21 protein-coding genes, 1 tRNA gene and 1 pseudogene are annotated in these 22,644 nt (G+C 60.9%); 13 read left to right on the forward strand and 10 right to left on the reverse strand.

Going from position 1 to position 22,644, the window contains the following annotated elements; translation table 11 throughout:
• Positions 1-2 precede the first annotated feature (2 nt).
• The 3 genes and pseudogenes from F7R11_RS27485 to lpxO form a co-directional block, all read right to left on the reverse strand.
• A pseudogene (locus F7R11_RS27485) lies at positions 3-163 on the reverse strand (ABC transporter substrate-binding protein); the annotation flags it as partial.
• Between the two features lie 140 nt (positions 164-303).
• Positions 304-909 (reverse strand): BPSL1445 family SYLF domain-containing lipoprotein, encoded by a 606-nt coding sequence (locus tag F7R11_RS08660; RefSeq protein WP_021194852.1) that lies wholly within the window; start codon positions 907-909, stop codon positions 304-306.
• Between the two features lie 306 nt (positions 910-1,215).
• A complete protein-coding gene (gene lpxO / locus F7R11_RS08665) occupies positions 1,216-2,118 on the reverse strand; it encodes a lipid A hydroxylase LpxO (protein ID WP_031329347.1) in 903 nt (300 codons plus the stop codon).
• A 270-nt stretch (positions 2,119-2,388) separates the two neighbouring features.
• On the opposite strand from lpxO, the gene F7R11_RS08670 reads away from it, so the two are divergent.
• Entirely contained in the window at positions 2,389-2,934 is a 546-nt protein-coding gene (locus F7R11_RS08670; protein ID WP_064802637.1) for a hypothetical protein, read from the forward strand.
• 5 nt (positions 2,935-2,939) lie between these two features.
• On the opposite strand, the gene F7R11_RS08675 is transcribed toward F7R11_RS08670, so the two are convergent.
• Positions 2,940-3,329, reverse strand: a complete 390-nt coding sequence (locus F7R11_RS08675; protein ID WP_021194849.1) for a hypothetical protein — start codon at positions 3,327-3,329, stop codon at positions 2,940-2,942.
• Between the two features lie 115 nt (positions 3,330-3,444).
• Between F7R11_RS08675 and F7R11_RS08680 the strand changes: the two genes are divergently transcribed.
• The 7 genes from F7R11_RS08680 to F7R11_RS08710 all read left to right on the forward strand — a co-directional run bounded on the left by F7R11_RS08680 (position 3,445) and on the right by F7R11_RS08710 (position 10,323).
• Entirely contained in the window at positions 3,445-4,290 is an 846-nt protein-coding gene (locus F7R11_RS08680) for an NUDIX hydrolase (protein WP_064802638.1), read from the forward strand.
• 8 nt (positions 4,291-4,298) lie between these two features.
• Positions 4,299-5,165 (forward strand): formyltetrahydrofolate deformylase, encoded by an 867-nt coding sequence (gene purU, locus F7R11_RS08685; protein ID WP_064802639.1) that lies wholly within the window; start codon positions 4,299-4,301, stop codon positions 5,163-5,165.
• A gap of 15 nt (positions 5,166-5,180) precedes the next feature.
• A complete protein-coding gene (gene dnaQ, locus F7R11_RS08690; protein ID WP_064802641.1) occupies positions 5,181-5,912 on the forward strand; it encodes a DNA polymerase III subunit epsilon in 732 nt (243 codons plus the stop codon).
• 95 nt (positions 5,913-6,007) lie between these two features.
• Positions 6,008-6,082: transfer RNA gene (locus tag F7R11_RS08695), tRNA-Val, on the forward strand.
• 165 nt (positions 6,083-6,247) lie between these two features.
• Positions 6,248-7,489, forward strand: a complete 1,242-nt coding sequence (locus tag F7R11_RS08700; RefSeq protein WP_064802643.1) for a tyrosine-type recombinase/integrase — start codon at positions 6,248-6,250, stop codon at positions 7,487-7,489.
• Positions 7,490-7,924: 435 nt separating this feature from the next.
• Complete coding sequence (locus F7R11_RS08705) at positions 7,925-8,122, forward strand: helix-turn-helix transcriptional regulator (RefSeq protein ID WP_064802646.1); 198 nt, start codon at positions 7,925-7,927, stop codon at positions 8,120-8,122.
• Between the two features lie 11 nt (positions 8,123-8,133).
• Entirely contained in the window at positions 8,134-10,323 is a 2,190-nt protein-coding gene (locus F7R11_RS08710; RefSeq protein ID WP_082932872.1) for a DUF3631 domain-containing protein, read from the forward strand.
• On the opposite strand, the gene F7R11_RS08715 is transcribed toward F7R11_RS08710, so the two are convergent.
• Together F7R11_RS08715 and F7R11_RS27490 are read right to left on the reverse strand one after the other, a co-directional pair.
• Entirely contained in the window at positions 10,287-10,781 is a 495-nt protein-coding gene (locus tag F7R11_RS08715; RefSeq protein ID WP_082932802.1) for a CHC2 zinc finger domain-containing protein, read from the reverse strand. The two genes, F7R11_RS08710 and F7R11_RS08715, sit on opposite strands and share 37 nt — an antisense overlap.
• 514 nt (positions 10,782-11,295) lie before the next feature.
• Positions 11,296-11,796 carry a helix-turn-helix domain-containing protein gene (locus tag F7R11_RS27490; RefSeq protein ID WP_315853980.1) on the reverse strand — a complete coding sequence of 167 codons (501 nt, stop codon included), beginning with the start codon at positions 11,794-11,796 and terminating at the stop codon, positions 11,296-11,298.
• A gap of 922 nt (positions 11,797-12,718) precedes the next feature.
• Here F7R11_RS27490 and F7R11_RS08725 point away from each other — a divergent pair.
• The 3 genes from F7R11_RS08725 to F7R11_RS08735 all read left to right on the forward strand — a co-directional run bounded on the left by F7R11_RS08725 (position 12,719) and on the right by F7R11_RS08735 (position 17,524).
• Positions 12,719-14,641 carry a PrkA family serine protein kinase gene (locus tag F7R11_RS08725; RefSeq protein WP_064802651.1) on the forward strand — a complete coding sequence of 641 codons (1,923 nt, stop codon included), beginning with the start codon at positions 12,719-12,721 and terminating at the stop codon, positions 14,639-14,641.
• A 42-nt stretch (positions 14,642-14,683) separates the two neighbouring features.
• Positions 14,684-15,946 carry a YeaH/YhbH family protein gene (locus F7R11_RS08730; protein ID WP_021194831.1) on the forward strand — a complete coding sequence of 421 codons (1,263 nt, stop codon included), beginning with the start codon at positions 14,684-14,686 and terminating at the stop codon, positions 15,944-15,946.
• A gap of 69 nt (positions 15,947-16,015) precedes the next feature.
• Entirely contained in the window at positions 16,016-17,524 is a 1,509-nt protein-coding gene (locus tag F7R11_RS08735) for a SpoVR family protein (RefSeq protein WP_064802653.1), read from the forward strand.
• A gap of 28 nt (positions 17,525-17,552) precedes the next feature.
• On the opposite strand, the gene F7R11_RS08740 is transcribed toward F7R11_RS08735, so the two are convergent.
• The 4 genes from F7R11_RS08740 to F7R11_RS08755 all read right to left on the reverse strand — a co-directional run bounded on the left by F7R11_RS08740 (position 17,553) and on the right by F7R11_RS08755 (position 20,097).
• Entirely contained in the window at positions 17,553-18,173 is a 621-nt protein-coding gene (locus F7R11_RS08740) for a hypothetical protein (protein ID WP_151180522.1), read from the reverse strand.
• Between the two features lie 40 nt (positions 18,174-18,213).
• Positions 18,214-18,492, reverse strand: a complete 279-nt coding sequence (locus tag F7R11_RS08745; protein WP_021194828.1) for a DUF1488 family protein — start codon at positions 18,490-18,492, stop codon at positions 18,214-18,216.
• Positions 18,493-18,678: 186 nt separating this feature from the next.
• Positions 18,679-19,134 carry a ribonuclease HI gene (gene rnhA / locus F7R11_RS08750; protein ID WP_021194827.1) on the reverse strand — a complete coding sequence of 152 codons (456 nt, stop codon included), beginning with the start codon at positions 19,132-19,134 and terminating at the stop codon, positions 18,679-18,681.
• A gap of 54 nt (positions 19,135-19,188) precedes the next feature.
• Positions 19,189-20,097, reverse strand: coding sequence for a class I SAM-dependent methyltransferase (locus F7R11_RS08755; protein WP_021194826.1), 909 nt, complete (start codon positions 20,095-20,097; stop codon positions 19,189-19,191).
• On the opposite strand from F7R11_RS08755, the gene gloB reads away from it, so the two are divergent.
• Positions 20,096-20,935 carry a hydroxyacylglutathione hydrolase gene (gene gloB / locus F7R11_RS08760; RefSeq protein WP_021194825.1) on the forward strand — a complete coding sequence of 280 codons (840 nt, stop codon included), beginning with the start codon at positions 20,096-20,098 and terminating at the stop codon, positions 20,933-20,935. The two genes, F7R11_RS08755 and gloB, sit on opposite strands and share 2 nt — an antisense overlap.
• A 138-nt stretch (positions 20,936-21,073) precedes the next feature.
• Positions 21,074-22,603 (forward strand): transglycosylase SLT domain-containing protein, encoded by a 1,530-nt coding sequence (locus F7R11_RS08765; protein WP_064802657.1) that lies wholly within the window; start codon positions 21,074-21,076, stop codon positions 22,601-22,603.
• The last annotated feature ends 41 nt before the right edge of the window (positions 22,604-22,644 follow it).

The raw sequence follows: 22,644 nt of genomic DNA on the forward strand, positions 1-22,644 counted from the left end.
TCTTTGACGAACGTACCGCTCGGGCCGATCACCGTGAGTTCCACATAGTTCGATCCCTTGCGAATGTTGGGGCTGTAGCGAACGTCCAGCCCGCCCAGATCGATCGTGCCGGGGATTCCAACCCGGAGACAAAGCTGGCGCGCTTGTGCGACCTGCCTGCGCGATTTTCTGGGTGGTTGCTTTGTTGTCTTGCACCGGGGTGCTGCAACGCGCGCTGCAACATCGGTGCAACGCTGTATGCCCGACCGGCAAAAAAAACCGCCGTTCGAGACGGCGGTTCTTGCAACAGGCAGCGTGTGCGGATCAGTTGGTCTGCTTGGTGATCTTCGTGCCCTCGACCGATGCGCCAGCCATCAGGCCCGCATTGGTCAGGTTGAAGCCGATGATCGGCTGTTGCGCGGTGTTGGTGTCGATCGCGCCATTGGCGCCGATCTTGGCCAACGCCACCGTGGCGTCCACACCAGCCGTCCAGCCCTGGCTGGCTTGGAATTTCTGCAGCGCTTCGTCCGTCATGAACAGGATGATGAGTGCGCGCGACTGGGCGCCGGCCTGGAAGCCCACCGAAGCGGAGGCGATGTTGTAGTAACCCAGCGGACGGCCGCCGCCGGTGCGCAGCACGCCTTCGCCGTACTGCCCGCCGACCACAAAGCCGGCATTGAGCACCGACGGGAACACCAGTACACCCTTGGCGCGCCCAACAAGCTCGCGTGAGCCATCGGCCGTGGTGTACAGGCGCGAGAGCACGGAATCGGCTTGCGAGTTGGTGGTGGCGTGCTTGTTGGTCGACGTCATCACGTCGGAGCCCGCTGCATTCGGGCTGGTGGTGGTACAGGCTGCGATCTGGGTGCCAAGCAGCGCGATGGCAGCAAGCGTGGCGGCAGTACGGCGGCTAATGAGGTTCTTATTCATGGCGATCGGTCTCAGTGTTGTGGAAGGGGCCAAACGGTGCAAACGCGCCCTGTGTAATGAGCTGACGTGGGCCCCGAACTTGTCGGCCAAGGGTGTCAATCTCCTGGCAGCAAGCGGCGTGCCCGCCATATCAGATGAACGCCTGAGCGCTCAGTTCCTGACATTAGGCGAGATTTGTGGCTGACGTAGCGCTTTTTCACACCGACTTGTGTAAAAGCGTAAGGAAGTCGTATTGCTTGCATCTTTTGCAAACGCAACAAAAAACCGGCGCGAAGCCGGTTTCTTGTGCGATGCCATGCGTGTCGATCAGATCCAGATGATGAGCGCTGCCACGCCGATGATCAGGCCGAACTTCACCACGTAGTAAGCCTTGCGGTTCCACGCCTTGAAGCGGCGGCGATACTGGCCCATCAGCCAAACGTAGCGGAACAGCTTGTTGATGCCGCCGGTCTGGTCGCCCTCATCGTTGGGAGAGCTGGCGGCGGTCATGACCTTGCGGCCGAGCCACTTGTTGATGCGCTGCGCCCAGCCGAATTTCATCGGGCGCTCGATATCGCAGAAAAGGATCAGGCGGTCCTTGTCGGAGCCGTTCTGCGCCCAGTGCAGGTAGGTCTCGTCAAAGACCACGCCTTCGCCGTCACGCCAGCTGTGGCGCTCGCCGTCGACTTCGATAAAGCAGCGGTCATCGTTCGGCGTGGCCAGGCCCAGGTGGTAGCGCAGCGAACCGGCAAACGGGTCACGGTGTGGGTTGAGCTTGCCGCCGGGTGGCAGCTCGGCAAACATCGCGGCCTTCACGCTGGGCAACTCACGCAGCAACGCCACGGTTTTCGGGCAGAACTGCTCGGCCGACGGGTGGCTCGCTTCATACCACTTCAGGTAGAAACGCTTCCAGCCATTCTTGAAGAAGGAGTTGAAGCCAGCATCGTCGTTCTTCTCGGCCGCCTTGATCTTGCTCAGGTTGACCAGTGCCAGGCCTTCATCGCGAATTTGCGGCCAGGCGGCCTGTAGCTTTTCCAGGTCAGGAAAGCGCTCGACCGGCACATAGGCCGTCTGCGGCACGCCTGAGAAGGCGTACATGAAGCAGTTGACCGGCGCGACCACGGCGGAGTGGTCGAACATCTGGCGCCAGAACTTCAGGCGCACCTTGCCGCGAAAGTGCACGTACAGGATGGAGCCCAGGTAGAGGGCAACGAGAATCCACTTGATCAAGGCGACTTCCTTGCCGCGCAAAGGCGGTCAGCAAATGACAGGGCGCAGGGCAGGGGGGCACGTTGCGCACAATCTTCTATTTTAACCGTGACGCGGTCATGCGGCGTTGATCCAAGCCAACAGCAGTCGCTTGGTTGATTGCGCGTTGTCACAGCCGGCGCCGTTTTTTCCACACAAATGTGATCTTTTGTCGCGCTGTGCGCTATGCGCCTTACAATCCGTTTTTCGCCTCGGTGCGTTTTGGGCAACGGGCGGCAACCGGAGGGGACCATGGACGCGAAAAAAATAGCCGAACCGCCCAATGAATCGCCGACCATTGGTTTGCTGCAGGCCAGCACCGAATCGTTGGATGCCTCCATCCGTCGCGCGCAGGAAGCCTTGAGCGGTGTATCCGCCCGGCTTGCGCGCCAGGGCGTGGCCGTCAGCCAGCCCGCGGACCGTTTCGTTCAAGCCGATGTCATGTCACCAACGGAAGCGCGCGCTTTGGCTGAGCGTTGCATTGCGGGCGTAGCGTCCGATGCCACCAGCATGGCGCGGGCCTTTTCGGCGTTGCTGACGCAGGTGGATTCGCTCGAGGCCGAGCACGCAGGCCGTCGCCGTGTACTGCGCCAGTGGATGGTGAGCCAGCTCACCTACAAGATGCTGTATCTGCACCACACCGGTCAGGATCCGACGGTGCCGCCGCGCGCATTGCGGGCGCAGAAGGAGCGTGTGAAGGCGCAGGTCTCAGCCCTGCTCGATGCCGGGCGCTCCTACGCCGATGTTCGCTTGACTGACCTGCGCTTCGACGGTGAAAACGCAGGCCGGGCAAGCTAGGCGGATTACTCCTCGTCGTCTTCCTCTGAATCGAGGAAATCGCGGCGGGTCAGCCAGTCGGCGATGGCTTCGTCGCAGGCGTTCTTCAGCTTGGCCTTGTTGTCCACCTTGTCGAACAGCGTGAAGTTCATCAGCGCCAGGCCCAAATCGGTGATGTAGAACATCCGCTTGGGGTTTTCGAAGTGGACGATGCGGCCATCGATATCGCCATCGTCTTCCGGCTCGGCGGGCATGTCTTCGAGTTCCACCACGCGGCACGTGAAGCGCGGCGAACGCGTGTGCGTGAGGTATTCGAATTCATCGTGCGACACTTCGCCGGACGGTGTGACGTCAATGGCGAAGCCCCAGATAAAGCGCGGGGTCGGCAGATCCGACAGCTCGTCGATTTCATCCATCCTTGTTTCTCCAATCTGATGATGGCGTCTACTAACAGCACATTATCGCGCATGAACAGCACATTCGGGCACGGCGCGGAAAGCACAATGCCATGCTGCTGTGCGCGGTGATCGCATGACTGACTCACGTATTCATCGGGTTGTTGACGGTTTGGCGGCCCGCAACGCCTTTGACGCCGCAGCTTTGGTGCCCTGGATCGTTGGGGGGCAGCGCGTTGGCTGGCTGGATGCCGGGCGCGCCGCGCTGCTTGGCCGCTGGCCGCAGTGGTTCGAGGTATCGGCAGGTCGGGTCGATTTGCGTAGCACCCTCGCCACCGAGGGCGATCGCACGGCCGCCTTGGCGGAGGTGATTGCGCGCCTGGCCGAGGAGGGGCACGTACGCGGTTGGCGCGACGAGCAATTCGCCGTCAACACCGGCTGGGGCACGCCTGTGCTGGCGCTGGTCGAACGCGCAGCCGCGCGCTTTTTCGGTATCCGGACGTACGCCGCCCACATGAACGGCTTGATCGACGGCACAGAGCCAATGCTCTGGCTGGCCCGCCGTGCCAACACCAAGCCGATCGACCCCGGTATGTGGGACAACCTCGTCGCCGGCGGTATCGGCCATGGGTTCGACGCGCGCCGCGCACTGGAAAAAGAATGCTGGGAAGAGGCGGGCATCGGTGCCGATCTGGCGGCCCGGCTGGTGCTGCGCGGCACGATCGATGTCCTGCGTGCCGTGCCCGAAGGCATCCAGAACGAGACCCTGTTTGCCTTTGACCTGACGCTGCCCGCCAGCTTCACCCCCGCCAATCAGGACGGCGAGGTGGCTGGCCACCTGCGCGCCAGCCCCGACGCCGCGCTTGATATCATGGCGGATTGCGCGATGACGGTGGACGCCACGCTCGTCACCCTCGGTGCCCTGGCGCGCTTGATTCCGTCCGTTGTGCCGCAACGGTTCGCGCCTGACAACAATACGTAAAACGCTTCATGAGTCACTCCGGTTTCATCCTCACCCTGTCCTGCCCGGACCAGCCCGGCATCGTTCATGCCGTGTCCGGTCTGTTGTTCGAGCAAGGCTGCAACATTCTCGATTCCGACCAGTACGGCGACGAGTTCACCAACCGCTTCTTCATGCGCGTGCATTTCGTGCCGCAGGGCCAGCCGCTGGACTTGCAGACGCTGCGCGACCGCTTTGCACCCATCGGTGAGCGGTTTTCGATGCAGTGGGGCATGTTCGACGCCGCGATCAAGCCGCGCGTGATGATCCTGGTCTCGAAGATCGGTCATTGCCTGAACGACCTGCTGTTCCGCGCCCGCGCAGGCCAACTGCCGATCGAGATTGCCGCTATCGTTTCGAACCACCGCGATTTCTACCAACTGGCCGCGTCGTACGACGTGCCGTTCATGCACCTGCCGCTGCTGCAAGCGACTGACGCACAGAAAGCGCAGCAAGAAGCCCGCATCTGGGAAATTGCCCAGGAGCAGCAGATCGATCTGGTGGTGCTCGCGCGCTACATGCAGATCCTCTCGAACGACCTGTGCCGCAAGCTGGAAGGCCGCGCCATCAACATCCACCATTCGTTCCTGCCGAGCTTCAAGGGTGCCAAGCCGTACTACCAGGCACACGAGCGTGGCGTGAAGCTGATTGGCGCGACGGCCCACTATGTGACGGCCGACCTGGACGAAGGCCCGATCATCGAGCAGGAGATCGAGCGCGTGGACCACAGCATGGACCCGGAGCAGCTCACCGCCGTCGGCCGTGACGTGGAATGCGTGGCGCTGGCCCGCGCAGTGAAGTGGCATGCCGAACACCGCATCCTGCTCAATGGCCACAAGACCGTCGTCTTCAAGTAACGGGTAGGTGGACGTATGACACGACAGATCATCCTCGATACCGAAACCACGGGCCTGAACGCTGCCACCGGCGACCGCGTGATCGAAATCGGCTGTGTGGAGATGGTCAACCGCCGGCTGACCGGCCGCAATCTGCACTTCTACATCAACCCTGAGCGCGAGATCGACGCAGGCGCGATGGCGGTGCACGGCATCACCAACGAGTTTGTGGCCGACAAGCCCAAGTTTGCGGAAGTCGTCGACGAGATCCGTGACTACGTGCAGGGCGCCGAGGCGATCATCCACAACGCCGCGTTCGACTTGGGCTTCCTGGACATGGAATTCCAGCGCCTGGGGCTGCCACCCTTCCGCGAACATCTTTCGGGGCATATCGATACGTTGCGCGAGGCGCGCCAGATGTTCCCGGGCAAGCGAAACTCGCTGGATGCGCTGTGTGACCGGCTGGGCGTGAGTAACGCGCACCGTACGCTGCACGGCGCCTTGCTGGATGCGGAACTGCTGGCCGAGGTCTACCTGGCCATGACGCGCGGCCAGAACACGCTGGTAATCGACATGCTGGAAGGCGGCGAGAGCGCTTCGGCAGTGGCCGCCACCGTTGACTTGAGCGCGCTTGAATTGCCGGTGCTACTGGCCACCGAGGCGGAAGCCCAAGCCCATGCTGGCGTGCTCAAGGAGATCGACAAGGCCAGCGGCGGCAAGACTGTCTGGACCCGGGAAGAGTCGGAAGCCACGCCTCCGGCGGCTTGATGCGAGATCGAAGAAAAAAAGTGCAGCCGGGGGCTTTACACGGGCGCAGCTTTTCGCCATAATCTCGTTTTCGCCGCATCCCGGCAGCAGTTTTCGGGTGGTTAGCTCAGCGGTAGAGCACTGCCTTCACACGGCAGGGGTCACAGGTTCAATCCCTGTACCACCCACCAAATACACTTCCGGTGAGTTCCCTGGAAGTCCAAAAACCCGCGAAAGCTCAAGGCTTCGCGGGTTTTTTCTTTCCGTCGGCGTGCGCTCACGGTCATCGACAGCCGGGGGTATGTGGGGGTATTTTAGGGGGTACATCCTAGACCCCTAGGCGGAGATACCCCCAAATGGCGCTCACAGACACGGCAGTGCGCAACGCGAAGCCTGGTGACAAGCCGATCAAGTTGTTTGATGGGGGCGGCTTGTTCCTCTACATCACGCCTGCAGGAAAGCGTTACTGGCGACTGAAGTATCGGTTTGCCGGCAAGGAGAAACTGCTGGCCCTTGGCGTCTATCCGAAAGTTGGCCTGAAAGAGGCGCGCGAACGGCGCGACGAAGCACGGCGCTTGTTGGGTGAACGGGTTGATCCATCGGTCGAACGCAGGGTGCAGAAGGTGGCCTTGGTCGAGCGTGCGGCGAACAATTTCGAAGCTGTCGCCCGTGAGTGGCACACCAAGTACGCGCCGGGCTGGTCTGAAAGCAACGCCAAGAAGGTGATGGGCCGTTTGGAGAATGATGTGTTCCCCTGGCTCGGTGGCCGGCCTATTGCCGAGGTCAAGGCTCCCGACCTGCTGGCAGTGTGTCGACGCGTCGAGTCTCGCGGGGCTCTTGATACCGCGCACCGGGTGCTGCAAACCTGCGGGCAGATTTTCCGCTATGCCGCCGCCACTGGGCGGGCAGAGCGCGACCCATCGGGCGACCTGCGTGGAGCCTTGCCGCCTGCCAAGGGGAGGCACTTCGCGGCGCCGACTGATCCCAAAGAGGTTGCCGCGTTGCTGCGCATGTTCGATGCCTTCACCGGTACGTTCGTGGTGAAGTGCGCGCTGCTGCTGGCCCCCATGCTGTTTGTCCGACCCGGTGAGCTGCGGAAAGCGGAATGGGAGGCCATTGATCTAGATGCTGCCGAATGGCGTTTTGTGGCATCCAAAAAAAGAGCCGTCGCCCATATCGTGCCAGGAGCCGTCGCCCACATCGTGCCGCTTGCTACTCAAGCCGTCGCTATCCTGCGCGAGCTTCACGCGCTGACCGGCCACGGGCGTTATGTTTTTCCCGGTGCAAGGGATAAACACAAACCCATGTCGGAAGCCGCCATTAACGCGGCGCTCAAACGCATGGGTATCGATACACAGAACGAGTTCACCGGCCACGGCGTTCGTCCTATGGCGCGCACGATGCTGCGCGAGATTGGGGGCTTTGACGCCGAGGTGATCGAGCTGCAACTAGCGCATAAGAAGAAGGACCCGAATGGCGCGGCGTATGACCGCGTTGCTTTCCTGGCTGTGCGTAAGCAGATGATGCAGGCTTGGGCCGACTACTTGGACGAGTTGAGGCATGGCGCGAAGGTGCTGCCGCTCAAGGGTTCCGCGTAGACATGATCGGTTGCTGCCGGCGCTGAGCAGACCGTTCATGCCTCTGCCATAGTCGGCATGGCGATCCTTGTCGCATGTCTGCGGCGCACCTACGGCGTCCGCAAGTTGATGGTTCTTGTTTAGCAGAGGCAACACTAAATTTCGTCTGCACTTCCGTGGTCCTTACTTCGTCAAGAGGACTCGCCCTCTCTACTGTATAGCGATCTACATCCGCCTTTGTTTTGCAAAGGTTGGGTTTTACGGGGCTTTCTTGCGCGAAGCCTCTGGTGCGGTATAGCCTGAATCTGTCCGCCATGGAGGTTACCGGCACACGCTGCACGAACTTCCTAGTTCGATGAAGCCCCTGGCGGTTCAATACGACGGGTTCAATCCGAAAGCAATTCAGAAAAAAAACAAGCCAACTTTGGGTCGCCCGTTTCTATGAATTGGCGATAAATGGCTACAAAACTGCTCCGCCTCCTTGGCGTTCTGGACGCCGTTGGCGTAAAGAAATCGTGCCTGTATGAATGGGTTCGTCTCGGCAAATTCCCCGCGCCCGTGCGGCTCGGAGCTCGCTCCGTCGCGTGGCGCCAGTGCGATGTGGACGCCTGGATCGAAGCCCGCGAGTCCGCTCGTCCGAAGGTGGCCCAATGACGGGTGCCCGCATGAACACGTCAGTTTTGAAAGGGCACGATTTGAAAGACGCCCTGGCGCGAGCCTGCGCTCATGTTGGCATCGTGAATAAGGATGTTCCCCCCGATGGGCGGTGGCACCGCTCGGATGTGCTGGGCGGTAACAATGGCAAAGGCGATGCGTCCATTAAGCTTTTCTTTGACGGGAAAGGGGGGATGGTTCGCAACTGGAAAGGCGAAGATTGCCTGTTCTTTGCCGATGACGCGCATGCATTGTCCGAAGCTGAGTTGATTGAGCGCGAGCGGATGGTGGAGTGGGCCAAGGCAGAAGCCGCTGCGGAGCGCACCCGAGTGGCGGAAGAAGCCGCGACCAAATGCGCAGAACTGTGGAGTCGCGCTCGCAACGTTGATCCCGGTCACGCCTACGTCGAGCGCAAAGGCATCAAACCGGTTAGTGCAAAGCAGTGGGGTGATGCTTTGCTGATCCCTCTGCGTGATGCGGCTGGCAAGCTGCGTAGTCTCCAATTCATTCAGCCGGACGGTTCCAAGCGCTTCAAGTCGGGTGGTGCGGTGATGGGTTGCTACAGCGCTGTCGGCGGCAAGCCCGGCCCTAATGCTCCGCTGCTGATCTGCGAGGGCTGGGCGACGGCGTGCAGCTTGCATGAGGCCACTGGCTACTCGGTGGCCGCTGCCATGAGCGCGGGGAACGTGTTGGCGGTAGCGCAGGCACTGCGTGGCGAGATGCCTGACGTGCCGATTATTGTCTGCGCCGACAACGATATCGGGACCTCTGGTAATCCGGGTTTGACCAAAGCACAGGAAGCAGCTCGGGTTATCGGCGCACGACTGGCCGTACCTGATTTCGGCCACGGGTCTCCGGAAGGCGCTACAGACTTCAACGATCTGGCTATGTTGTGCGGGCACTGTGTTGTGCGGGATTGCATCGAAGCCGTATGGTGCGGAAAAGGGCTTGATGGTGCGGCCGAGCAAAGCACGGTGGTTGAGACCGACGAACAGGCCATCGCGCGCTTGGCGGCGCTCGAGCCATTGGCGTATGACCGCATGCGCAAAGCTGAAGCACAGCGTATGGGTGTGCAACTCCACACCCTCGACCGGATGGTGAAGGCCGCACGTGGTGAGGTAAAGAGTCAAGCTGATACGCCGTTCTCGGAGGTCTATCCATGGCCCGGCTCGGTGGACGGTGCAACGTTGTTGACAGAGATCGCCCTGATGGTGAGGCGTTTTATCGTCTGTCAATGGGAAACGGCACATGCCGTTGCGTTGTGGGTGGCCATGACGTGGTGTATCGATGTGGTCGATGTGGCGCCGATCGCGGCGATCGTTGCCCCGGAAAAACGCTGCGGTAAGTCGCAATTGCTTTCCCTGATGGGGCGGCTGGTGAATCGTCCGCTGCCCGCAAGCAACGTCACCCCTGCGGCGTTGTTCCGCTCCATTGATCTTTGGCATCCCACGGTGCTGATCGATGAGGCAGACGCGTTCATGCGTGAGAACGAGGAACTGCGCGGCTTGCTGAACTGCGGTCACACGCGTGAGAGCGCATACGTGATCCGGACCGTTGGCGACGACCACACGCCCAAGCAGTTCTTCGTTTGGGGCGCAAAGGCTATCGCTGGTATCGGTCAACTGGCTGACACGCTGATGGATCGGTCGATTGCCCTAGAGTTGCGCCGGAAGTTGCCCACGGAGTCCGTGGACAAGCTGCGCCACGCAGAACCGGGCTTGTTCGATGGCCTGCGCTCCAAGCTGGCCCGTTGGGCAGACGATAACGCCGAAGCCGTACGACTAGCTCGTCCCGCGTTGCCAGAAGCGCTGCATGATCGCGCCGCCGACAATTGGGAGCCTCTGTTTCAGATTGCCGAGGTGGCGGCCGCACAGTGGCCGACGCTTGCGGTTGCCGCGGCCCTCAAGCTGTCCGGGCAGGCTGAGCAGGGGCAGAGCACGGGTACGCAATTGCTGGCAGACATTCAAGAGGTCATTGAGGCGAAGGCTGTGCTGCGCATCTTTTCCGCCGACCTGTTGGCTGCCCTCTGCGAGGACGAGGAAAAGCCGTGGGCGACCTGCAACGGTGGGAAGCGGATGTCTTTGCGTCAGCTGTCAGAACGGCTGCAGGAATACGGGATCAAGAGTGCCCAAGTGCGCATCGGGTTGGAGTCCAAAAAGGGGTTTCACGTCGAACAGTTCCGGGATGCCTTCGGCCGATAGCGCAGGCCGAAGTCAAAGAGAAAGTCTCGGTCAAAGCGCCTGGTCTTACACCATTCCACAAATGCTGTTTCGTTGTGCCTTTGGTCGAAGACCCGCTGCGCAAAGGTAAGTGCATCTTCGCGCGGAGCTTTCTGTGTGCTCCCCCGACCAGCAGCAACTGGTTGGGGTGGAATGCCCAGACTGCGAGCCAGCCATTCAATGGCTGGTCGGAACTCGAGGCCCTGAGTTTTCTTCACAAGATCGACTGCATATCCATGGGCGTGGCACGAAAAGCAGTGAAAGTGCGAATGTTGGCCTCCGTCGCTTGGGTACAGCACGAGTGAGGGCCGCGTGTCTTCGTGAAAGGGACAGCGCGCGATCAGATTCGCACCGCGCTGTTCGACATCCATACCAAGGCGGCGTGCGACTTCCGGCAGTTCCGCGGCTGCCAAGACTTTATCGAGGTCGTACCAATCCATGTATTTGTCCTGTTATTTTTCGACAGAGGGCCAACCCGCTAGCCATTTCGGTATGGCTGCTCGCAACGCATGCGTGAACGCCTAGTTGCAAGTTTTTGTTAAGCATCGATATTCAAATTCTATATCGACGTATCGGTGAAACTCGGATGCGAGCGACGAAAAAGCCGAGATACGTGCGCCCAAAATCGGGGTTTGTTCGGGTGGGGTGACTGTTTGAGTGATCGGTTATATTCGAACCAACGACAGAGGTTCGCCGCATGGTTCAGTCGAGCTCTGTTTATTCTTAGTATGAGCAGGGCCAACAGCGGGATTTCCGAGGGTGCGGAAAGCCTACGGCACGTGTTCCCGTTCGCTATGACCGATTAGGGGGAGGGGGGGGATGCATCCCCGCAGTCATGGCGCCAAAGACCGCCCGTGAGCGCTGAAATTTATCGCCGCGAATTTGAGGAGGGAATCCTGTGACCACCGGCGTCAAGCGATAGACACTGCAAGACGCTGAAATGCCTATCTCGAGTCACGGTTGGTCCCCGTTCAAGAGTGCGGCGAGGTCCGTAACGCGCCAGCCGAGACGGCCGTTAATGCGCACCGGGCGAATCGGCCCACGTTCAAAGCAAGCCCACTTGCGCAAGGTGCTTTCTTTGAAGTTGAGAACGGCAGCGGCTTCGGTCGTCGTAATAACGTCGCGCGTGCCTGCAACGGCCGCGAGGCCGTCGTGGACCTGCACCTCTCCGTTGTCTGTTCGCAGTCTAGATGAGGGCGAAGGCATACCTTGTAGCTCAGCCTGAACGAATCCGTGGATGGTGCGCTCAATGACTGGTTTCCTTGATTCCAGGAAGGCAGAGAACCGCTGCACAAGCAGTTCGTCGGTGGTGAGGGAGACTTTGAGCGTCCGCGCGTCGTCAGCGTCGGTCTCCAAGAGCGCGTTCACCAGCTTTGCCAATGCGCCCTCTACTCGGGATGCCTCTTTTCGAAGCCTGCTAACGTCAGCCTCCAGTTGCCGGATCCGGTCTTCCATGCTCGACAGCAGTAGTTGCGCAGATGGTCTCGGCATAGCTTTCCGTGCAGATGTAGTTCTAGGGCGAGCGCAATGAGTGCCTTTTACTGCACCTATCTTGCCGGGTTTTGCCGGCCAGCAGCGAGCTCCATCAGTGCAGGGTAGCAGGTTGTATGGGGGTACTTTTGGGGGTATTTTCGGAATTGTGACGAATGGATTGGCCGACTAATAAAGGTTACAAGTGACTGTTTTGTAGCTGTACCACCACCAAATTCGCGAGCAATCGCAAAAGAAAGGCCCTCTGGCAATCGCCGAGGGCCTTTTTTCTTTGCCGTCTTTCGTTATTTGTTCCCGCGCACGCTTCGGCATCTCCTCGCTGGCGTAAAAAAAGACAATCAACCCGCTTGCTTCGTGCGCGTGGCGCTTGCACCGAATCGAGGCCACTCGCCCCGTTATGTGCAATTGACCGTTGCGCAACGGAAGGAAAGTTGCCGGCACAACGGGGAGGCCGCCAGGGTCGCTACGCATGCAACACCACAACAAGCACTGAACGCGAACGGGGCCGGGATAACCCCTGCTTCTGTTGGGGCGGTTGGTGGGAACTCATACAGATCGGTTACGTACAAACATGCGAGCGCACCCGTGGAACTGGGTACGCTTTCTGCTCCACCCCGCGTGGGCGCATCAACGGTGCGAGTGGTGACAACAGATTGCTGCGCATGAATATGCTGATGCGATTGCGAGCCGTTGCGATTTGGCACTGCATCACGTCGAGCGCTAATGCGATCACGATTGGTTGTGCACCGCTTGGCAGACTCAAGCGTTCTTGTGCTCATCCGTGATTGGTCTACAGTGGAATAAGTACCGCATTCAACGCACGCAAGAACTAGCCTCGTTCCAGCATAACCATGCTGGTGGTGAGGAAGAAATCTACGGGGGAGATATGGATATTTTCCGCCACTACGCTACGCGTTTCGAAGCTCGCAAAGAGGACGAGTACAGCATCCAGGAGTACCTGGATATCTGCAAGAAAGACTCCACCGCTTATGCGACCGCAGCCGAGCGCATGCTTGCTGCAATCGGCCAGCCCGAACTTGTGGACACCCACCACGATCCTCGGCTGTCGCGGTTGTTCTTCAACAAGGTCATCCGCATTTACCCGGCCTTCCGGGAGTTCTACGGCATGGAGGACACGATCGAGCAGATCGTCTCGTTCTTCAAGCATGCCGCGCAGGGCCTTGAGGAGCGCAAGCAGATTCTCTATCTGCTCGGGCCTCCGGGGGGCGGCAAGTCTTCTCTGGCTGAAAAGCTGAAAGCGCTGATGGAGCAGATTCCCATCTACGCGCTCAAGGGCTCGCCCATTCACGAGTCCCCGCTCGGGCTTTTCTCGCCCGAGGAAGACGGCAAGATTCTGGAGGAAGACTACGGCATTCCAAGGCGCTATCTGAATTCAATTGCTTCGCCGTGGGCGGTCAAGCGGTTGCATGAGTTCAACGGCGACATCACGCGCTTCCGTGTGGTGCGACTGCATCCGTCGGTGCTCTCGCAGATTGCGATCTCCAAGACGGAGCCCGGCGACGAGAACAATCAAGACATCTCGTCGCTGGTCGGCAAGGTCGATATCCGCAAGCTGGAGGACTATCCGCAGGACGATCCGGATGCGTACTCGTACTCCGGCGGGCTGTGCCTGGCCAACCGCGGGCTGCTGGAGTTCGTGGAGATGTTCAAGGCGCCTATCAAGGTGCTGCACCCATTGCTGACGGCCACGCAGGAGGGCAACTACAAGGGCACTGAGGGTTTTGGTGCGATCCCGTTTGATGGCGTGATTCTGGCGCACTCGAACGAGGCGGAGTGGCAGAGCTTCAAGTCTGACCGCAATAACGAGGCTTTCCTCGACCGCATCTACATCGTCAAAGTGCCGTACTGCCTGCGCGTGTCGGACGAGGTGAAGATTTACGACAAGCTGCTGCGCAACAGTTCGTTGTCGAACGCGCCGTGCGCACCGAACACGCTGAAGATGATGGCGCAGTTTGCGGTGCTCACGCGCATCAAGGAACCGGAGAATTCCAACATCTTCTCCAAGATGCGCGTGTATGACGGTGAGAGCCTCAAGGATGTCGACCCGAAGGCCAAGTCGTATCAGGAGTACCGCGACTTTGCCGGTATTGACGAGGGCATGACCGGGCTGTCGACGCGCTTTGCCTTCAAGGTGCTGTCCAAGGTCTTCAACTTTGATGGGGCGGAGGTGGCGGCCAACCCGGTGCACCTGCTGTACGTGCTCGAGCAGCAGATCGAGCGTGAACAGTTTGCGCCGGAGACCGAATCCAAGCTGATGTCCTACATCAAGGAGTACCTCGCTGCGCCTTATGTGGAGTTCATCGGCAAGGAGATCCAGACCGCTTATCTGGAGTCGTATTCGGAGTACGGGCAGAACATCTTCGATCGTTATGTGGTGTTTGCCGACCTGTGGATCCAGGATCAGGAGTACCGCGATCCGAATACCGGCGAGATTCTCGATCGCAGCGCCTTGAACGACGAGCTGGAGAAGGTCGAAAAACCGGCGGGCATTTCCAACCCGAAGGACTTCCGCAACGAGATCGTCAACTTCGTGCTGCGCGCGCGGGCCAAGAATGGGGGCAAGAACCCGCTCTGGACCAGCTACGAGAAGCTGCGCGCGGTGATCGAAAAGCGGATGTTCTCGACCACGGAAGATCTGCTGCCGGTGATCTCGTTTAACGCCAAGTCGTCGCACGACGATCGGGCCAAGCACGAGAACTTCGTCAACCGCATGGTGGAGAAGGGCTATACGGAGAAGCAGGTGCGCCTGCTGGTGGAGTGGTATCTGCGCGTACGGAAGTCGTCTTAAGGAGAGGCGCGAAGCAGATAACTTCCAACCGAGGGCAGCCACATGGGCACGATCATCGATCGGCGAGAGAACGGCGGCGGCAAGAGTACCGTCAACAAGCAGCGCTTCATCAAGCGCTACAAGGACCAGATTCGTCGCGCGGTGGCCAAGGCGGTGTCCGGCCGGAAGATCATGGACATCGAACAGAGCGGGCAGGTGTCCATTCCGGTCAAGGACATCTCCGAGCCCATGTTTCACCACGGCTCGGGCGGGCGCCGCGAAGGCGTCCACCCCGGCAACAGGCAGTTTGTCCGGGGCGACAGCTTTGACCGTCAGCAGCAGGGCAGCGGCGGTGCGGGCTCTCAGGCCAGCGATTCAGGCGAGGGCGAGGACGACTTTGTCTTCACGCTCTCGCGCGAGGATTTCCTCAACTTCTTCTTCGAGGACATGGCACTGCCCGACATGGCCAAGCGTCACTTGGCCAAGATCGCGGAAGTGCGCAAGGTGCGCGCCGGCTACTCGCTGGACGGCACGCCTTCGAACCTGTCCATCCTGCGCACGATGCGCAGCTCCCTCGGTCGCCGCATTGCGCTATCCAGCCCGTATCAGCGGCGCCTGCATGAACTGGAGACCGAGTACAACGAGGTGCTCCAGAACGACGGGCCGTACTGTGCGCGCGCGTTGGAGTTGACGAAAGAGATGCGGCACCTGCGCTCGTGCCTGGACCGTGTGCCTTTTATCGAGAAGCTCGACCTGCGCTACAACAATCGCGTGCAACGCAAGCGCCCTCAGGCGCAGGCAGTGATGTTCTGCGTGATGGATGTGTCGGGCTCGATGGATGAACAGCGCAAGGATCTTGCCAAGCGCTTCTTCATGCTGCTGTACCTGTTCCTGAAGCGGAACTACGAGCGGATCGACGTCGTCTTCATCCGTCACCACACCGTAGCCAAGGAGGTGAGTGAGGAGGACTTCTTCCACTCACGTGAATCTGGCGGCACGGTGGTATCGAGCGCGCTCAAGCTCGTCACGGAAGTGATCCATGACCGCTACCCACCGAGCCAGTGGAACATCTACTGTGCCCAGGCATCGGACGGTGATAACTGGGCGGGGGATTCAGAGCTTTGCGCCCAGCTGCTGCGCGAATCGATCTTGCCGGTGACGCAGTATTTCGCCTACATCGAGGTGGTCTCGACGGAGCCACAGAACCTGTGGGAGGAGTATCTTACGGTGCAGGCTGCATACGAGAACTTCGCGATGCAGCGCATCCTCAAAGCTGACGAAATCTATCCGGTGTTGCACGATTTGTTCCAGAAGCGCACCACCTGAACGGCAGTGCCCGCGGCGCTGCTTCGGAGAGCACGCGGCAGCGTGTGACGGAGTCAACGGGGAACGAGCATGGCCTATCTTTCGACTGGCTCGGAATGGACCTTCGATCTGATCAAGCTCTATGACCAGAACATCGCCCGCATTGCCGGCGAGTTTGGTCTGGACACGTATCCGAATCAGATCGAGATCATCACCGCAGAGCAGATGCTGGATGCCTATGCGTCGTCCGGCTTACCTCTGGGCTACAACCACTGGTCGTATGGCAAGCACTTTCTAGCTTCCGAGCGTGGCTACCAGCGTGGCCAGATGGGGCTGGCGTACGAGATCGTCATCAACTCCAACCCCTGCATCGCCTACCTGATGGAGGAGAACACGATGCCCATGCAGGCGCTGACGATCGCGCACGCCTGCTACGGCCATAACTCCTTCTTCAAGGGCAACTACCTGTTCCGCACCTGGACCAACGCCGACGCCATCGTCGACTACCTGCTGTTCGCCAAGAGCTATGTGGCCGAATGCGAACGCCGTTATGGCGAGCAAGAAGTGGAGTTGCTGCTCGATTCCTGCCACGCGCTGCAGAACTACGGTGTGGACCGTTATCGCCGGCCCAAGAAGCTGTCGATTACCGAAGAGCAGGCACGCCAGGACGAACGCGAAAAATACCTGGAGGCGCAGGTCAATGACTTGTGGCGCACACTGCCCAAGCACCGTGCGCATGCGCTGGCCACCGCAGACGATGCGCCCGAGCCGGAACCGAAGTTTCCGCCAGAGCCGGAGGAAAACCTTCTCTACTTCATCGAGAAGAACGCGCCCAAGTTGCAGCCCTGGCAGAGAGAGATCGTGCGCATCGTGCGCAAGATCGCGCAGTACTTCTATCCGCAGCGTCAGACCAAGGTCATGAACGAAGGCTGGGCTACGTTCTGGCACTACACCATCCTGCACAAGCTGTACGACGAAAAGCTCGTCAACGATGCCTTCATGCTGGAGCTGCTGCAGGCGCACACCAATGTGATTTACCAGCCGCCATACAACAGCCCGTACTACAGCGGTTTCAACCCGTACACGCTGGGCTTCCTGATCTTTCAGGACATCCGCCGCATTTGCGAAGCACCCACCGATGAGGATTTCCGCTGGGCGCCCGAGATTGCCGGCAGCGATTGGCAGGAGACGCTCGACTTTGCCATGCGCAACTTCAAGGACGAGAGCTTCTTGCTGCAGTTCCTGTCGCCGCGGGTGATTCGCGAGTTGAAGTTGTTCTCGGTACTGGATGATGACCGCGAGCCCAAGCTGCGCGTGACCGCCATCCACGACGACGAGGGTTATCGCATGATCCGCCAGTTGCTGGCCAGCCAGTATGACCTGTCGAACATCGAGCCGAACATCCAGGTCACCAATGTGGACGTGGGCGGTGATCGTTCGTTGACCATGCGGCATCAGCAGAACAACCGCCGCCCGCTGGGCAGCAACTACGAAGAGATGGTGCGCCACGTCACCCGGCTCTGGGGCTTCACCTGCCGGCTGGAAGTGGTCTACGAAGACGGTCGGCGCGAGATGAAGTACGAGTGCAAGCCTGACTAGCGCGTCAACCGTCGGTGAGTTTCTGTGCTCACACCGCCGGGGCGGCGGGCTCAGCGTTCTTTGCGCTCGCCTTTTTCTTGTCTGAAGGCTGAAGCGTTTGCGGCATGCCCGGCAGTTCTGCGGTTTCCAGCGCGCCGAACAGTGCGCGGACTGGCGCGATCATCGGTTCATCTCCCCAATGTGTTGCCAGCGTGCGCCAGGCTTCCGCTGATGTGGTGGCCTGTTGCAGCAGGGCGTTCTGCTGCTCGCTCGCCATGCTCAGGAAGGTTTGGAAGAGGCGACTGCTTTGTTCGATGCGGGTTTGCAGCAGGGCGGCCGGCAGCGAGGCCAGGTCTTCCCAGTTGGCGGCCTCGGAAACCGAGGCGCAGGCTTGCAGTGCACGCCGCTCTGCATCTTCCACGCCCTTGAGCGTGATTTTGAGCGCGCGTTCTTGCGTTTCCTCCAGGGTGGTCAGGGTGTGCAGGGCGGTTTGTAGCTGAGTGCGAAAGACTTCGAGAGAGAGATCGATCGGTGCTTGCACGGCGTGCCTCCAAAAATGGGTGGGTGGCGAGGCCCTGCCGATGTTGTCCGCTGTCCCGGATGGCGCCCCTTTCTCCCCCGGTCCCCCAAGGCTATTCGCTGTTCTGGTGCGGGCGAACGTGCCTGGCAAGTGACGCAACCGGGGTGACGTCACCTCCTGAGATGTCGAGCTACATGCCAAAGCGGAAGTGTCCGCTGCGCAGCACGATGTCGTGTGAATCAGTCAATTTGAACAGTGAGCGGGCCATGTCTTCGATGGTCCCACGATGGGTTTCCATTGCCTGCAGCAGATCTTCCTGCCGCCAGGAACGGGCGCCGAAATGCTCTTCCAGTGCCTCCGCCGTCACCGCATAGCAGGCGTAGGTGCCGTCAACGCTGGCGGTGCAGGTGAGGGTGAGATCTGCCGCGCAGTAGCGGGGTGTGCCCGCGGGGAATTCAATCGATTTCATGGCCGGCCTCCATGAAAAAACGGCGATGCACCGTGCGCCGCCTTTGCTCCAGTGTATGGCGCGAGTCGATGAATGCAATGTCATTACGAAGGCGTTTGGACCTGCGTCAAACCTGGGTTTCTTCTGCTGCACGCGTTGCACTGCTGGTGACAGCGCGCCCATCTGCGAGCTTGCAAGTAAGAAGCGTCAGGCGCCGGTCTGGATTGCCTTGCGCGCCAGTTCCACGCCCTTGTTGGCGAGCGCATCGGCGCGTTCGTTGCCCGGGTGGCCAGCATGGCCCTTGACCCAGTGCCAGCTCACCTCGTGTGTGACGACGAGTTCATCGAGGATGCGCCACAGGTCATCGTTCTTCACGGGCTTCTTGTCGGCCGTTTTCCAGCCGCGTGCCTTCCAGCCGGCCAGCCATTCGCTGATGCCTTTCTGCACGTACTGCGAATCGGTGTAGACCTTGACCCGGCACGGCCGCTTGAGCGCGCGAAACGCTTCGATGACGGCCATCAGCTCCATGCGATTGTTGGTGGTGACGGCCTCGCCGCCAAAGAGCTCTTTTTCGTGGCCGCCCGAGACGAGCACGGTGCCCCAGCCGCCAAGGCCGGGGTTGCCCTTGCATGCGCCATCGGAATAGACGGTGACTTCCTGCATGAATAAAACGAAAGCGATCAGTGAGTGGTGGGAGGGGGCGCTGGTGAGCGTGCGTTATGCGCCTGATTTGCCGTCGCACGCGGCGGCCGGCGGTGCTTTGGTCGAGTGCGAACCCGATGGCGTGGCGACTGGCGTGCCGGCCGGCACCAGCGCGGGTGATTTGCGGGTCTTCCACGCGGGGCCAACCATACGCATGCTGCGCACGCGCTTGACGGCCTGCAGCATGTAGACCGCCCCGAAGATTGGCCACCAGCGATCGCCAGCCTTCTCCATGAAGGCCGTACGCTGCAGCCACTTCTCGGTGCGGTTGGGCGGCCGGTAGCAGCCGAAACGGCCGCGCACGATATCAAATCCGAGCAGCTTGAGCCAGTCCTTCAGGCGGGTGAACGCAATCATCTGGCTCTGCGCGGGCAGGAACGATTCCGTACCCAGGCGCCGCATGCCCTGGCGCATGCCCCACAGGCTCAGCGGGTTGAATCCGGTGATGATCAATCGCCCCTCAGGCATCAGCACGCGCGCCACTTCGCGCAGGACTTCGTGCGGATCGTCGGTGAACTCCAGCACATGGGGCAGGGCCACCAGATCGATACTCTGCGAGGCGAACGGCAGTTCGTCATATCGGCAGATCACACGGGGCTTGGCCTGGCGTTGCGGGGCGCTGGCATCGCTCTCTGCGTCGGCTGAGGCGTCTCCGGGCTCGGCCGGGTCGCCGTCCATCGGGTTGAGCGTTTCAATGGGGGCGGTTGGGTCGATATCGTCGATCACGCGCGCAATCAGCGGGATGCGGTTCTCGCGCAGCGCGCCAAAGCCCGGGTGGCCGAGTTGCAGCGCATGAAAGCCGAACATGTCGGCGACGGTGCGATCGAATTGCGCCTGCTCCCAGCGCAGGACGTATTGCCCAGGCGGTGAAGCCAGCCAGTGGTGCCAATCTATAATGCGGCGATCGTTAGAGGAGTCAGGCATGGTCCAGGGTGGTGTGCCGTCGGAAGTAGCACTTGAGGTAGAGGCGATCGCTGCGTTTGCCGATAATTATATTTGGGCACTTCACGATGGCCGCGTGGCTGCTGTTGTGGACCCAGGCGACGCGCAACCCGTGCTGCGCTTCCTCCAGGAGCGCGGGTTGGCGCTCGGTGCCATTGTAATCACACATCATCACGGCGATCACGTCGGCGGGGTGCGGGAACTGGTCGCGGCGTATCCGGAGAATCCCGAAGGGGTACCGTTGCCGGTGATCGGTCCGGCAGGCGAATCCATCCCGTGCCGCACCCAAGCCGTACGCGAAGGCGACATCGTTGCACTTGCCCAACCGGCTGCCACGTTCCGCGTGATTGATGTGCCGGGGCACACCAGTGGCCACGTCGCCTACGTCGGTCATTTGCAGGGCGACAAGACGCCCGCCAGCCTGTTTTGCGGCGATACGCTATTCGCGACGGGTTGCGGCCGGCTCTTTGAGGGCACGCCTGCGCAAATGCGCGCGTCGCTGGCCAAGCTGGCTGCGCTGGCGCCAGACACCCTTGTTTACTGCGCGCATGAATACACCGCATCGAATGTGCGCTTTGCGCGCGCTGTCGAGCCGGGCAACGCCAGCTTGGCCGCCTGGGAGGACAAGGTTGCGGCGTTGCGGGCCGAGGGCCGCTCGACCGTGCCCACCACGGTTGGCCATGAGCGCGCGACCAACCCGTTCATGCGGTCAGATGCGCCCGAAGTGACGCAAGCGGTGGCACGTCACGCCGCGATTGGCACAAAAGATCCGGTGGCCGTATTCGCCGCTTTGCGCGAGTGGAAGAACGGTTTCCGTTGAGAATACACGCCGCGCGGGGGATCACCGCCTGCGCGACGGGTGTTTGCCGAGGCAGATGTCGGGTCTACGCGGGTTGACGTGGCGGGATGCGTTTCTTACTATCTGGGGCAATTTTTAGGTCCAACCCCTCAGAACTTGATGCGATCCGTGCGACTTCTTGCGGCATCTGTGCTCAGTCTGCTTCTCGCGGCCTGTGCTACGGCTCCCGCTCCGAATGCCGACACTGCCAGCACAAGCGCCTCTGCCTCCGCTTCCGGCAAAAATGCGCCGGTCGTCAATGTTGATCAGCAGCCCGTGGCCTCCCTGAAAGGGCCGGCCAAGGATCTCTGGGCGCGCATTCGCCAAGGCTTCTCCATGCCCGATCTGCAAAGCTCGGCCGTGGATGACCGTGCCGATTGGTATGCGCAGCGTCCGGAAGCGTTCCAGCGCATGGTCGAGCGCTCGAACCGCTACTTGTATCACATCGTCGAAGAACTGGAGCGGCGCAATATGCCCACTGAACTGGCCCTGCTGCCGTTCGTGGAAAGTGCGTTCAACCCGCAGGCAGTGTCGAGTGCCAAGGCAGCCGGGATGTGGCAGTTCATCCCCAGTACCGGCCGAACCTACAACCTCAAGCAGAACGTCTTCCAGGACGAGCGCCGCGACGTGCTCGCCTCGACAGACGCCGCACTGGACTACCTCTCCAAGCTGCACGATCAGTTTGGCGACTGGCAGTTGGCGCTGGCCGCCTATAACTGGGGCGAGGGCTCGGTCGCCCGGGCGATTGCGCGCAACCAGGCGGCGGGCCTGTCGACGGACTACGTCAACCTGAACATGCCGGCCGAGACGCGCATGTACGTGCCCAAGCTCCAGGCGGTGAAGAACATCATCGCCAACCCCGAGCGCTACAGCGTCAGGTTGCCGGACATCCCGAACCACCCGTATTTCGTCACCGTCACGACCTCACGTGACATTGATGTCGTGCTGGCGGCGCGGCTGGCCAATCTGCCGATGGATGAGTTCAAGGCGCTCAACCCGTCGTTCAACCGGCCGGTGATCCTGGGGGCCTCGAATCCGCAGATTCTGCTGCCGTACGACAACGCGGAAACGTTTCAGTACAACCTGAATACGTATCGCGGCGGCCTGTCGAGCTGGACGGCGGTGACGGTGGGCAACCGCGAGCGCGTGGAAGCCCTGGCGGCGCGGTTGAAGGTTGACCCCGATACCATTCGCGAGATCAACCGTATCCCTAAGGGCATGCGTCTGAAGGCGGGGTCAACTGTGGTTGTGCCGCGTGCAGACGGTGCCAAGGACGACGCGCCGGATATCAGCCCCGAGTTGGCCGAGAACGCCACCATGGCCGTTGAGCCCGACATGCCAGACCTGCGGAAGGTGGTGGTGCGCGCAGGCAAGCGCGATACGGTTGCTGGCCTGTCGCGGCGTTATGGTGTGTCGGTGGCGCAGATCCGTGCGTGGAACCAGTTGCCGGGCGATGCGATCCCGCGGGGCCACAACGTGGTGCTGATGTTGCCGCAGGCGCGGGGCGGTGGTCGTGTGCGTGCGGCGCGGGTATCGGCAACGTCGGCGGCGGCGTCGACCGGGCGGGTCCCGACAGCCAAGGTGGCCGGCAAGCCGGTCGTCAAGGCCAGGCCGGTGGCCAGCACATCGGCCAAGCGCAAGAAGCGCTGAAGCTGGCAAACTGAAGCGGCGTCCTGCGGGGCGCCGTTTTC

The organism is Ralstonia insidiosa (genome assembly GCF_008801405.1).
GTDB lineage: Bacteria > Pseudomonadota > Gammaproteobacteria > Burkholderiales > Burkholderiaceae > Ralstonia > Ralstonia insidiosa.